Origin of the sequence: Sorangium sp. So ce406 (assembly GCF_051474675.1) — a bacterium.
In the GTDB taxonomy this organism is placed as follows: domain Bacteria; phylum Myxococcota_A; class Polyangia; order Polyangiales; family Polyangiaceae; genus Sorangium; species Sorangium cellulosum_G.
Genome location: NZ_CP150340.1, coordinates 600,655 through 613,816, shown reverse-complemented (window position 1 = coordinate 613,816; position 13,162 = coordinate 600,655). Strand labels below are relative to the sequence as shown.

At 74.6% G+C, this 13,162-nt stretch carries 7 protein-coding genes; 3 read left to right on the top strand and 4 right to left on the bottom strand.

Annotated features, from left to right (window positions below; genetic code table 11):
• Nucleotides 1-97: 97 nt before the first annotated feature.
• Entirely contained in the window at nt 98-1,210 is a 1,113-nt protein-coding gene (locus WME96_RS02240; protein WP_437288539.1) for a cytochrome-c peroxidase, read from the top strand.
• 50 nt (nt 1,211-1,260) lie between these two features.
• Nucleotides 1,261-4,836 (top strand): AAA family ATPase, encoded by a 3,576-nt coding sequence (locus WME96_RS02235; RefSeq protein ID WP_437288538.1) that lies wholly within the window; start codon nt 1,261-1,263, stop codon nt 4,834-4,836.
• Between the two features lie 9 nt (nt 4,837-4,845).
• Here WME96_RS02235 and WME96_RS02230 read toward each other — a convergent pair whose 3' ends face one another.
• From WME96_RS02230 to WME96_RS02220, 3 genes are all read right to left on the bottom strand, one after another.
• Entirely contained in the window at nt 4,846-5,502 is a 657-nt protein-coding gene (locus tag WME96_RS02230) for a hypothetical protein (protein WP_437288537.1), read from the bottom strand.
• A gap of 56 nt (nt 5,503-5,558) precedes the next feature.
• Nucleotides 5,559-6,098, bottom strand: coding sequence for a hypothetical protein (locus WME96_RS02225; protein ID WP_061619954.1), 540 nt, complete (start codon nt 6,096-6,098; stop codon nt 5,559-5,561).
• A 361-nt stretch (nt 6,099-6,459) separates the two neighbouring features.
• Complete coding sequence (locus WME96_RS02220; RefSeq protein WP_437288536.1) at nt 6,460-7,860, bottom strand: sigma 54-interacting transcriptional regulator; 1,401 nt, start codon at nt 7,858-7,860, stop codon at nt 6,460-6,462.
• Nucleotides 7,861-8,096: 236 nt separating this feature from the next.
• On the opposite strand from WME96_RS02220, the gene WME96_RS02215 reads away from it, so the two are divergent.
• Nucleotides 8,097-9,773 carry a hypothetical protein gene (locus WME96_RS02215; RefSeq protein ID WP_437288535.1) on the top strand — a complete coding sequence of 559 codons (1,677 nt, stop codon included), beginning with the start codon at nt 8,097-8,099 and terminating at the stop codon, nt 9,771-9,773.
• A gap of 21 nt (nt 9,774-9,794) precedes the next feature.
• Here WME96_RS02215 and WME96_RS02210 read toward each other — a convergent pair whose 3' ends face one another.
• Nucleotides 9,795-13,061 carry a protein kinase domain-containing protein gene (locus WME96_RS02210; protein WP_437288534.1) on the bottom strand — a complete coding sequence of 1,089 codons (3,267 nt, stop codon included), beginning with the start codon at nt 13,059-13,061 and terminating at the stop codon, nt 9,795-9,797.
• Between the last annotated feature and the right edge of the window lie 101 nt (nt 13,062-13,162).

Below are 13,162 nucleotides of genomic sequence, written 5' to 3'. Positions count from 1 at the left end.
AGCCGACGGCCCCGGCGGCGAAGCGGCCGCGGCGCGCGTTGACGTTCAGGGCGGCTACTTCTACCGTGGACCGCGTCCTCACGAGCCAGGAGACATCATGCGTTGGCCCTCTTCTCTCATCAGTGTGCTCCTCGTCGCCGCCGGGCTGGGCGCGTGCGATCGACAGGCGGATTACGAGTATCAGCCCCCCGCGGCCTCGACCACGGGCAAGCCCGCCGCGCCGGCCGCGGGCGAGACGAAGCCGCTCGTCTTCAATCCAGACGACGTCAAGTCCTTCAAGGTCCTGCCCGCGAAGTTCGACTACGAGAAGAACCCGATCACCGATGAGAAGGTGACCCTGGGGCGGATGCTGTGGTACGAGGCGCGCCTCTCGAAGAACCACGATATCTCCTGCAACTCGTGTCATGACCTCTCGTCGTACGGGGTCGACAACAAGCAGTTCTCGTCGGGTCACAAGGGCCAGCTCGGCGGGCGCAACTCGCCCTCCGCGTACAACGCGGGCCACCACGTCGCCCAGTTCTGGGACGGCCGCGCGGCCACGCTCGAGGACCAGGCCAAGGGGCCTATCCTGAACCCCGTCGAGATGGCGATGCCGGACGAGAAGCGGGTCATCGCGACGCTCAAGTCGATCCCCGAGTACGTGAACCTCTTCAAGGCCGCGTTCCCCGAGGACAAGGAGCCGATCACCTACGACAACATGGCCAGGGCGATCGGCGCGTTCGAGCGCGGCCTCGTCACGCCGTCGCGCTTCGACAAGTACCTCAACGGCGACGACAAGGCCCTCACCGCCGAGGAGAAGACGGGGTTCCACAAGTTCATCTCGCTCGGCTGCCCGACCTGTCACACGGGCGTCGCCGTCGGCGGCTCGACGTTCCAGAAGCTCGGCCTCGTGAAGGAGTTCACCGGCCTCAAGGACTTCGGGCGCTTCGACCACACGAAGGACGAGAAGGACAAGTTCTTCTTCCGCGTCCCGAGCCTCAGGAACGTCGAGAAGACCTTCCCGTACTTCCACGACGGCTCGCTCGCGACGCTCGACGAGACCGTGACCAAGATGGCGTGGCACCAGCTCGGCGTGGAGGCCAAGCCGGACGAGGTGAAGGCCGTCGTCGCGTTCCTCAAGGCGCTCACCGGCGAGCTCCCGACCGAGTACATCAAGAAGCCCGAGCTGCCCCCGAGCACGCCGACCACGCCCAAGGCCGACCCGACGTGAGCTGATCCGTTGCGCCGGGAGGGCGGATCGGGTCTGCTCCGCCCTCCCGCATGAGCACGACCTCGGGCGACGACGGACGAGCCGCGCCCGCTCCTGAGGACGGAGCGGGCGCCCCCGAGGACGGAGCGAGCGCCCCCGAGGACATCGCGGGCACGCGCGAGGGGCGCACCGCGCGGGCGCTCGTCTTCGTGCGCGAGCGCTTCGACGGCGCGTGCCTCGCCTTCCCGGTCGCGGCGCCGGACACCGCGAGCTTCGGCCGCGACGAGGACGTCCTCGTCGAGCAGCGGCTCTTCCTGCGCGAGCACGCGGCGCGCGCCCAGCCCGAGGCGATCTCCAGGCTCTCGTTCCCGCAGGGCACAGCCCTCCTCACCGTGGACGTCGCCGTCCCGCGCGAGGACCTGCCGCGCAAGCTGCGGCGCGAGGTGCCCGTGAGCTTCCCCTGCGTCATCGTGCCCGCCGGCGAGCAGGCGGCGCAGGCGCGCGTCGATGAGCGCGACGCGTGGGTGCTCGTGCCGGCCCTCGGCCACGCGTTCTACGTGGAGGCGGGCGCGCCGATCGAGCCGGCGATCCGGCGCGAGGTGCGCCGGCTCCTCGCCTCGCAGTCGCTGTCGACGTGGGACCACCTCGGGCTCCTGCCCGGAAGCGCGCACCGCCTGGAGGTGCTCCACGCCCCGCTGCCCGAGCCCGACCGCGCGCAGCCCGGCCAGCGCGTCGCCTCCATCGCCGAGCGCGCGCGGCGGAAGCGGGCGGTGGACGCGCTCGTCTCGGTCGCGACCCCGCTCCACGTGGCCGCGCAGCGCAGCCCGCTCGCGGCGCCGCCGATCGCCTGCCGCGACGCGGAGCTCGCGCGCCTCGCCGCGCTGCTCGACGGCGAGGAGCGCCTCGGCGTGCTGCTCGTCGGGCCGGAGCACGCGGGCAAGACCGCGCTCATGCAGGCGTACGTCGCCCGCCAGACGCGGCTCGTCTACGCGACGTCGGGCGCGCAGCTCATCGCGGGCATGAGCGGACTCGGCCAGTGGCAGGAGCGCGTCCATGGCGTGATGGAGGCCGCCGCCGCGCTCGACGCGGTGCTCTACTTCGAGAACCTCGACGACCTCCTCGCCGAGCGGGTCGACGGCGGCCACGTCGACCTCGCGGGCGCGATGCGGCCCTACCTCGACGAGGGGCGCGTGCGCGTCGTCTGCGAGCTCCGCGACGACCGGCTCGACGCGCTCGAGGGCCGGCACTGGGCGTTCTTCGCCGGGCTGAGCCGCATCCGGATCGAGCCGCTGTCGGCCGCCGACACCCGGAGGGCGCTCGCCGAGCGCGCCGAGCGCGACGCCCAGGTCGAGCCGCACCGCCCCGCCGTCGCGGGCGACGCGCTGACGGCGCTCATCGATCTCGCGGAGCGCTACCTCCCGTACAGCGCCTTCCCGGGCAAGGCCGTGCGCCTCTACGAGGATCTGCGCACCGTGCACGAGCGGGAGCGCACCGCGCAGGGCGAGCCGGTCACGCTCGGGCGGAGCGACCTCTACGAGCTGTTCTCGATGCGCACGGGGATGCCGGCGTTCCTGCTGCGCGACGACCTGCCGCTCCGGGTCGATCGCGTGGCGCGCGATCTCGGCGCGAGCGTCGTCGGGCAGGAGCGCGCGGTGCGCGCGCTCGCCGAGACGATCGCCGTGGTGAAGGCGGGGCTCTCGCCGCCGGACAAGCCGCTCGCGACGTTCCTCTTCGTGGGGCCGACGGGCGTCGGCAAGACCGAGCTCGCCCGCGCGCTCGCGGCGCTGCTCTTCGGCTCGCCCGATCGGCTCTCGCGGTTCGACATGAGCGAGTTCGCGAGCGAGGGCGCGGCCGATCGGCTGATCCGCGGGACCGACGGCGCGGGCGGGCTGCTCACGCAGCGCGTGCGCGAGCAGCCGTTCTGCGTGCTCCTGCTCGACGAGATCGAGAAGGCGCACCGGGCCGTGTTCGACCTCCTGCTCCAGGTGCTCGGCGAGGGGCGGCTCTCCGACGCGCGCGGCAGGACGGCCTACTTCCACAACGCGATCGTGATCATGACCTCGAACCTCGGCGCGGCGGAGCGGCGCGCGCAGGCGGGGTTCTCCGGCGGGCCGGGCGCGGGCTCCCCGGAGGAGCGGGCCGCGCTGGACGAGGCGCACTACCAGCGCGTCGTCGCGGGGGCGTTCCGGCAGGAGTTCGTGAACCGCGTCGATCGCGTCGTGCCGTTCCGGTCCTTGACCCGCGCGGAGCTCGCCGAGGTCGCCCGCCTCACGACGCAGCGCCTGAGCCAGCGCCGCGGGCTCTCCGAGGCGGGCGTCGCGCTCGAGGTGTCGCCGCGCGCGCTCGCGCGGCTCGCCGAGGACGGTCACGCGCCGGCCTACGGCGCGCGGGCGCTCCGGCGGCACATCGAGGAGCACCTCGCGGCGCCGCTCGCGCGGCTGCTCGCGCGGCTCGGCGGCGACGCGCGAGAGCTCACGGTGTGGGTCACCGAGGCCGGCGAGCCGGAGGCGCCGGCGCCGGTCGACGGCGCCGTGGTCGGCCGCGCGGAGACGCCCGCGCTCCGCCTCGAGGCGCGCCGGCGGCGCGCGGCGCGGGCGGCGCAGCGGGCGTTCGGCGTCGAGCAGGTGGGCGACCTCCGGCGCGAGGTGGACCAGTGGATGGGCCTCGCGCCGATCGAGCAGCTCCGGGAGCAGATCGACTTCCTGCTGACCCAGCTCAGCCTCTCGACCGGGGCGTCGCGCGACCGCCGGAAGGAGCTCGACACGTCGGCGCTGCAGGCCGAGCACCACCGGCTGAGCGAGCTCTGGGCGCGGCTCGCGAGCGCGCAGGAGGAGATGCACAGCGTCGAGGAGCTCGCGCTGATGGCGCTGCTCGAGGGCGAGGAGGTGCGCGAGCTCGCGGGCGAGGCGCGCGCGGCGTGGGAGGGCTTCCGCAAGGTGCTGCCGCGCGCGATGGTCGCGACGGAGGCGCGGCGCGACGCGATCACGCTGATCCTGGAGGAGCTCGACGAGGGGGCGTTCGACCGGTGGCTCGCGCCGCTCCTGAAGGAGCTCCCGCGGCGCGGGTGGGGCGCGACGGTGCACATCGACGGCGACCGCGCCGGGCTCGGCGACGCCGCGTGGCCCGCGAGCCGCCGGTGGGGCCCGCCGCGCGCGCCGGGCGACGTGATCGAGGCGCTCGCCCGGCCGAAGCGCGGCTTCCGGAGCGTGCTCCTGCGCTGCACGGGCGCGTACGCGGGCGCGTTCCTGTCGCTCGAGCGGGGGCTGCACCAGATCGTCGTGAGCCGGCGGGAGGCGGGCGCCGCGCGCGACACGTCAGGCGACGGGCGGCTGCACGTGTTCGTGCACTTCGTCGCGCACGCGGCCGACATCGCCGAGGATCAGTGGGAGCACCGGTCGCTCGCGCCGCCCCCCGCCGGATCGGCGGCGGCGCGGCGGCGCGGGGCTGCGGCGCGCGAGCACGACGAGGTCGAGGGCGCGGTGCTGATCGCGGGGCGCCGCGCCCGCATCGCCATGGATCCGGCGTGGTACTGGGAGCGCCTCGACGAGATCGCGCTCACGCACCTTCTCCTGTTCGAGGGCGAGGGGAGCGGGCTGGATCGGAGCGCATACTTCAGCGCGGGCGCGGACGACGAGCGCCCGGACTGACGAGCGCCCTCACGGGCGCGCGCAGCTCGTGAACGCGATGTCCACCTGGAAGGGCCGGGTCGCGTCCTCCGGCACATCCAGGGCGGCGCTCTGCGCGCAGCGCATGCCGAGCGCGTGCGTGAGGTAACGCATGTACCCCGCCTGCGCCTCCGCGAAGCTCGCGAACTCGAGCGTCGCGACGCAGCCGGACGTGCGGCACGAGAGCCGCTCGACCTTCCCGGCGTGCTCGAACTCCTCCGCGACGCGCGCGATCTCGGCTCGGAGCGTCTCGGTTGCGCCGCTCGACCAGGCGTCGTCGAGCGGCTCAGCCTCGAGCCGCGCTATCCGCTCGCGCTGCTCGGCGATCACGCGCCCGCGCTCGGCCTCGACCTCGGCGGCGTCGGGCGGGGGCCGCGCCGCGAGCGGAGGCTCCGGCGCGCGTCCTGAAGGCGCCACGGGCGGGGAAGCCTGGACCGTCGAGGCGCGCTCCGCCGCCGGGATGACGCCGGCGTTCATCGGCAGCGCCCCGAGAGGCGGAGCTTCGTCGACGGCCGCCGGCGTCGCGACGGAAGCCGGACGGCCCGCCTTCGGGGCGAGCACGAGCGAAGCGATCACGGCGGCGGCGACGCCCACACCGGCCGGCCACACGACGCGAAGCAGCGATGAGAGACGATGGACGTGCGACATGGCGCTCCTCCTCGACGATCGATGAACGAAGGCCTTCAGCGGCTCTCCTGGCCTGCTCACCAGGTCTGGATGCCGGCGATCCTGCTGTTGCCCCCGGTGCCGCCGCGCGGGATCGAGATGACGAGCACCGGGTAGTTGTCCGCCAGCGCCGGGTTCCTGAGGTGGTTGATGTTGGCCGCGTCGAGGCTGCGCCCGATGAAGAAGCCGGTCTCGGTGTTCTGCGTGATCAAACCAGGGTTCGCACAGACGGCGGCCCCTCCTGCCCACGACGTCATGCAGACACGGGCGGTGACCTGACCGTTGGTCTCGTTGTTCCCGTCGTACCCGTCGACGAAGATCGGCTGTCCGGAGTCGCGGAGCGCCGTCGAGATGGGGCAGTAGATGTTGCGCGCGGTGGACCACGCAAAGCCCCCGCTGCGGTTGGAGATGCCGTCGGCGCTGACCCCGTAGTCGCCGACATAGTCCGTCTCGAAGAGGCAGGCCGCGGCAGGCGTGGGCTCGCGCGCGTCGGCCGGCGGTGTACCGAGCACGCTGAAGGACGCTGCTGCGATGGCCAGACCGGTCAGGACCCGAGCGAGGACGCGAATGCTTTTCATGAGGATCTCTCCGTAACAAAGGGCTGGTTGCAGTGGACGATCGCTCTCGTGCGATCGCGCCGTGGACATTGCACGGCTCGCGCCAACACCCTTCACGGACAGACCCGAGCCGGCGCGGCGCGATGCCCGAGCGACCTCGCGCCTCTGTCGCTCCTCTCCTGCTGGATTGCCGGGGACCGTCGCTCCGCTCAGGCGCCGTCGACGAGCCTCCGCCGGGTCAGCGCGCCCTCGAGGTGGAACCTGCCCTCGAGGGCCCTGTTGCACCGGTTGCACGCCGTCTCTCCCGGGCAAGGCCGGTCGTGACACGGCGTCGGCGCGTTCGCGCGGCGCACGCCGGGTGTTGCGCCCGTTGCACCGGCGATCAGCCGCGAAACTGCTCCGGATCGATGCCGTACCGCTTCAGCCAGCGCTGGATCTGCATCCGCGCCTTGCCCATGGCTTCCGCGACGCGCGTGATGTTGCCCCGGTGCTCGCGCAGGAGCGCGAGCAGCTCCTCCCGCCGCGCGTCGTCCTCGCTCGGCGGCCGGAAGGCCTCGGCGCTCGCGCGCTGCACGGCCTCGGGCAGGTGCTCGAGCTCCACCCGCCTCGCCTCGCCGGCGAGCACCACGGACGTCTCCAGGCACTTCTCGAGCTCCCGGATGTTGCCGGGCCATGAATACCCGAGCAGGGCGCGCGCCGCGCCCGGGTGGAGCTGCACCCGGTCGACCCCCGCCGGATCGAGGCGGCGCAGCAGCGCGGCGGCGAGCAGGCCAAGGTCCTCGCGACGGTCGCGCAGCGGCGGCAGATCGAGCCGGTGGCCCGTGAGGCGCGCGAGCAGATCCGCGCGGAAATCGCCGGAAGCGGCCATCTGATCCAGCGGCCGGTGCGTGGCGGCGAGGACCCGCAGATCGACCGGCACGGCGCGCGTGCCGCCCACGGGGCGCACCTCGCGCTCCTGGAGCACCCGCAGCAGCGCCGCCTGGGACGACACGGGCAGGTCGCCGATCTCGTCGAGGAACAGCGTCCCGCGGTCGGCGCTGCGCACGAGGCCCACGCGATCCTCGGTCGCGCCGGAGAACGCGCCCCGGCGGTGGCCGAACAGCTCCCCCTCGACGAGCTCGCGGGGGAGCGCGCCGCAGTTGAGCGCCACGAACTCGCCGGGCCGCCCCGAGAGCGCGTGGAGGGCGCGCGCGACCACCTCCTTGCCCGTGCCCGTCTCGCCCTCGATCAGCACGGAGATGGCCGAGCGCGCGATCGGCGCGATCTGGGCGAATTTGCGGCCCAGCGGGGGGAGCAGCGTCGCGAGGCCGGGCGCCGCCCCGTCGAGCGCCGACGCGTCGAACACCGCCGGCGCCCCCGGCGCGCTCGGCAGGGCGGCGCGGAAGACGAAGAACGTGTGCCCGAGCTCGATGACGTCGCCGTCGCGGAGCTCGGCGCGCTGTACCCTGGCGCCGTTGACGCAGCTGCCGTTCTTCGAGCCGGCGTCCTCGAACATCCAGCGCTGGAGCACCCGGACCACGCGCGCGTGCGTCGAGGAGAGCCAGGGATCGGGCGCGCGCACGACAAGGCCGTGGACGGCGCCGGCGGTCCGCGCCTCGATGGATCGCGCGGCGCCGCGGCCCACGACGATCTCGCCGAGGCCGGCGAGCGCCACGCGGACGGGGGGCGCGAGCGGGCGGTGGCCCTCGAGGACGAGGAAGAGGTGCGCGCCCGACGCGCCGTCCGCCGCCGCCGGGAGAGCCGGCGTCGCGGAGATCGTTCCGCTGTCAGGGACCGGGGGCATCGGCGCTTCCTCTGCTTCCGCTACCCACCCTCCGGGCGGCCGTCAACACGCCGGCCTGGGGCGCGCGACGCCAGGAACGCCGGTGATCCGGGGTACTTCCCGCGATGTCGGCGGCCCGGCGTCGAGGGAACGCGGCCGACGCGCCGCCGGCGCAACACGGCCTCGCGCGCGCGGGGGGGCGCGCCGGACCGGCGGGCACGGGCCTTGTAATGGCTGGGCGCATGAACCATCGGCGCATGACCCTTCGACGCCTCCTCGTCTCGCTCGCGCTCGTCCCCGTCACCCTCGCTGCCCTGGCGCAGCTCTCCTCGGCCAGAGACAGGATGCCGCGGAATGGGCTCAGCACCAGAGCCGTCCCGCGGAACCTCGGTTTCCTCAACGAGCTTCAGTCGCGCCGCCTCGCGCTCGTGCCCGCGCTCGAGGCCATCCTCGCAAGCCGGGGCCCCGGCGCCGGGTTCACGGCGACAGGCCCCGAGAGCGAGAAGGAGCTCCTGAAGTACGTCGTCGGGTGCGCCGTCGACCCCGGCGTGTCCGTCGCGGCCGGGGGCCTCACCTGGAGCGGTGAGCTCGGGCTCTGCGGCGACACATCCACGCTCGGGAGCTGGATGAAGGACCCGGCGCAGCCCGGGTGCCTCGAGGCCGTCTCCGCCTGCGTCCTCGCGCGGGTGAACGCGCTCGGAAAGCAGGTCCCTGTCTCGATCCGCGACCAGGATCACAGGCTCACGCTCCTCGACGCGGTGCCGGTCCAGCGCGCGCTCCGCGAAGGACCTTCGATCCAGAGCTTCGACGCCTGCGGCCACGGCGGGCCGCCGACCCTCCACGAGAACTGCGGCTGGACCGCGGCCTACGTCGGGATCTGCAAGCGCGGCAAGCGGGTGAGCCTGCAGCGCAGGGAGCCGGTGAAGGAGCCGGTGATCGCGCGCGTGTGCAAGGGCATCCACGGCTGTGACCATGGCCTGGCCGACCGCTCGAACCCCCCGGGCTATCCGTTCCACTATGCGGGCTTCGTGGGAGGGTTCGGCGAGGACCAGCCGATCGAGTTCACGTGTCCCTGGGACGTGGGCGCTGCCCCGAGCGGGCACCTCGACGACACGTACTTCAGCGTGATGGTGGCGCCAGCCGACACGGGCTCTGTCTCCCCCCGCGCAGTCAAGGCCTCTCCCGGCGCCACCTTCACGTATCCGGCCGCGGAGCGGGAGGTGTTCACCTATGCGGAGGGCGCGTTTTACGGGGATATCTTCAAGGCGCCCCCGGCGAGCCGTACATCGGCAGGCGACGACGACGGGAGACACGCCTGCTACAGCGAGATCTGGTCAGAGGGCCAGGCGTACTTCACCGATCGGTTCTGCGCGGGTCGGGGCCTGGATTGCGAGCTCGACGCCCCGACCCTCCCCTGCCGGCCTCTCGGCGCCTTCCCCCACGTCTGCGCGGCCACGGGCCCCGCGCCGGAGTCAACCTATCTCGACTGCAAGGAGGGGCCCTCCAGCACCTATCGATGGGAGCACGGGGTCACCGTCTTCCTCAACGACCCGAGCGATCTCGCCAGCGGGCCGGAGGGCTGGGCGACCGTGTGCAGCCACGACAAGTGCACGACCGGCGCGGCGCTCGACAAGTGGTGCAGCCCGAGCGTGACGGAGGTCTGCGCCGTCGATCCGTACTGCTGCACGGTCGCCTGGGACAGCGTCTGCGTCGGCGAGCTCGAGAGCGTGGCGGGCAGCTGGGCGTGCCGCATGCACGAAGGCGACTGCTCCCACCCGCTCTGCGCCACGGGCAGCCGATGCGAGCCCGAGCCGGACACCGCGACCTACTGCGTCTGGGAGGTCTGCGCCGCAGACCCTTACTGCTGCACGACCGCGTGGGACAGCGTCTGCGTCGGCGAGGTGGGGAGCGTGTGCGGTCAGACCTGCGAATGAGGCGAGCGCCCCGCGCCCGGCTCACCGCGCCGCGCCGCGGGGCGCCTGGGCGAGCCGGCGCATCTCGGCCACCGCCGGGACGGGCTCGTCGGCCACGGACCACGCGTCGAGGACCTGCCGCGCGAGCCCCCGCGCCCGATCGCCGTCGCCGCGCCGGGCGGCGCGGCGCGCGGCGCGCACCAGCGCGAGGCTCGCCCCGTTGAGCTCCGCGGACCGGTCGGCGACCGCCGCGTCCAGGCGGTCGATGAGCTCGAGCTCCCCCGCGTGCTCGAACGCCTCCGCCATCGGCCCGGCGAGCACCTCGACGAACGGGCCCGGCGTCCGGAGCAGCGGGCGGAACGCGCGCGCCGCGCCCGCGAGATCGCCCGCCGCGTAGCGCTCGGCCCCCGCCGTGAAGGCGTCCGCGTCCGGGAGGGCGCTGTACGACAGCGGCTGCCGGAGCGCTCGGAACCGGGCGAAGCAGCGGCGGGAGACGGCGGGCGAGGCGTGCGCGCAGACGGCGGGCAGGCGCAGCGGCACGTCGAGGTGCGCGACGTCGAGCGGCGGGGGCTCGGGATCCAGGAAGCGCTCCACGATGACGTCGGCGACCTCCCGCGCGCGGCCGAGGACGAGCGCGATCTGCAGCGCGTGCCACGCGATCTCGAAGCGCTCCGCGCGGAGCCACCCGGCGTCGTCCGCGGAGACGACCATGGCCTGCCGCGCCCGCGCGAGCGCGGCGCCGAAGCGCGCCTCGCTCGCCTCGACGCGCAGCAGGAGGAGCTCGCTCCGGAGCCGGTGGACAGGGTAGCCGCCGCCCGCCAGCGCGAGCGCGATGCTCCGCACCTCCTCGCGCGCGCCGGCGGCGAGCAGCGCGTCGGCGAGGGTGCTGGCCACGTACGTGTCGAGGGGCGAGAGCGTGTAGGCGCGCCGGGCGTACGCGAGCGCGGCGCCCTTATCACCCGCGCTCTTCGCGTGGAACAGCCACCCGTAGCTGTCCCAGGGCGCCCATGCCTGCATCGCGCGCAGCGCGACCGCGGCGCTCGAGGTGCCCTGCGTCACCGCGACGAGCTGGGGCCAGGGCGCGCAGAGCTCGCCGATCGCGTTCTCCGGCTCGGCCTGCACCGCGAGCATCGCCATCTCCTCGGCCCGCCTCGGATCGGACGGCTGGAGGAGGCACGAGAGCGTCGCCGCGAGCGTCGAGCGGCCGAGCGCGGAGGTCTCGCGCTGGAAGCGCCGATCGAGCTCGGCGTTCACCGCCGGGTCGTCCGCGGATCGCGCGTTGTGCTCGACGCGCGCGCGCGCGGCGAGCCCGCCCGGTGACGCGGGATCCAGGGGAGGCAGCGCCACCTCCGGCAGCGGGAGGCCGAGCGTGTAGGCGCAGCGCCAGCGCTCGCCGGGCCCCATCTCCGCGAGCTCGGCGCTCCTCGCCGCGACGCGAGAGCATTCCTCGGGGAGCCCGCCCGCGTTGTGGCTCATGGCCAGGGCGAGATCGACCAGCGCGAGACCGTCGTCGATGCCACGGGCACGAGAAAAATCCGCCACGACAGGATCGAGCGCGGGCGCCGCCGGGAGCGAGCCCCGCTCGGCGAGGGGCGTCATCGCGTCGCGCACGGCCTCGTAGAGGGCGCGCCCGGCGCCGGCGGCGCGATCGATCTCGGCCCCGTCGGGTCGACGGAGGACGAGCGTGATCCGGAAGCCGGCGCCCTCCCGGACGACCTCGCCGTCGGCGTACGCCGCCGCCCGCCGGCGGGCCGCCTCGATCGACGTCGCGCGCGCGCCGGGCGCGGCGTACGGGTCCTCGGGGAACCGGTCGACGAGCTGCGCCGGGAGCGACAGCAGCTCCGCGGGGACGAGCGTGCGCGACGAGGATCCGCCGAGGAGCACGCGCGCCCGCTCGCACACAGCGCCCGCCGCCGCCGCGCCGAGCCACCCGGCGGGCGCGTCGACGCCCGAGGCCTCCAGGATCGGGCAGGCGAGCACCGCCCCGGGGGCCGCGAGCGGAGAGGGCGCTGTGGGCGCCATGTACGAGCGGGCGGCCGCGTCCTGCCGCGGCCGCGCGCCGGCGCCGAGCCACGCGCTGGCCCCGACCATCACCATCGCCAGCGCGCCGCCCGCGCCCAGCGCGCGCCACCGCCACGGCGCGCGGCCGGGCGCAGTCCTCGGCGCACGCTCCTCCGGCGCGAGCGCCGCGATGCCGTCGACCGGCACTTGCTCCGTCGGCGCGAGCGCCGCGAGCTCGTCGCCCTGCGCCGTCGCGCTCTGCTCGACCGCGTCCGCCCCGCCCCCGTCCGCCGTCAGCGTCCGGCCGTCGCCCTCGCCGCCGGCGCGCGCCTCGGCCGCGCCGGTCCCCACCTCGGCCGCGCGCTCGCCGCGCGCCTCCCCGGCGTCCGTGGGCTCGTCGCCGCCTCGGGGCACGTCGGTGCCCCACACGTCCGCGAGCGCCTCGACCGCCGCGCGCGCGCTCGCGAAGCGGCCCGACGGATCGACGTGCGTCGCCTTCACGAACCAGGCGTCGAACGCGGGCGGCAGCTCCACGCCGCGCCGCGCCGCGCGCGCGCTCGCGCGCTCGCCGGGGCCTCGCGTCGTGACGAGCGCGAACGCGAGCAGGTTGTCGTGCTGGGCGAGCTCCTGCGCCCAGTACGCCTCTCCCGTGAGGAACGTGTAGGCGATCATCCCCAGCGCGTACCGATCCACGGCGGCCGTGATCTTCGCGCCCAGGAGCTGCTCCGGCGCCATGTACAGCGGCGTCCCCACGGCCGTGGCCGTCCCGGTGGCCGCCCCCTCGGCCATGAGCTTCGCCACGCCGAAATCGAGCACCTTGATCCGCGCCTGCCCGTCCTGCTCGGCGAGGAACAGGTTCCCCGGCTTCAGATCGCGGTGGATGACGGACGCCCGGTGCATCGTGTCGAGCGCCACCGCTGTCTCGTGCAGGGCGCGCACCGCCTCGTCCGGCGAGAGCCGGCCCAGCCGCTTGAGCCGCTGGCTCAGGTCCTCTCCGCGCAGGAGCTCCATCACGAGGAACGGCGCGCCGGTCGCCTCGTCGACGCCGGCGTCCAGCACGTCCACGACCCCGCCGCCCCCCACCCGCGCCGCGACCCTCGCCTCGAGCGCGAACCGCTCGCGCAGGTCCTGCCGCTCGGCGATGTGCGCGTGCATGACCTTGAGCGCGCACCGCCGGTCGGTCTGCGCGTGCAGCGCCTCGTAGACCGCGCCCATGCCCCCTGCGCCGAGCCGCCGGAGCACGCGGTAGCGGCCCGCGAAGACGATGCCTTCGACGAGCCCCAGCCCGAGCGGCGCCTGCTCCTCCACGCCTGCAGGATGTCACGGAGCGCGCGCGCTGAGGAGCCCGCGCGGCCGGGCGATCCGGGTCGCCGCGGCGCGGATCGCCCGAGAAATCGAGCCGCAGCGGA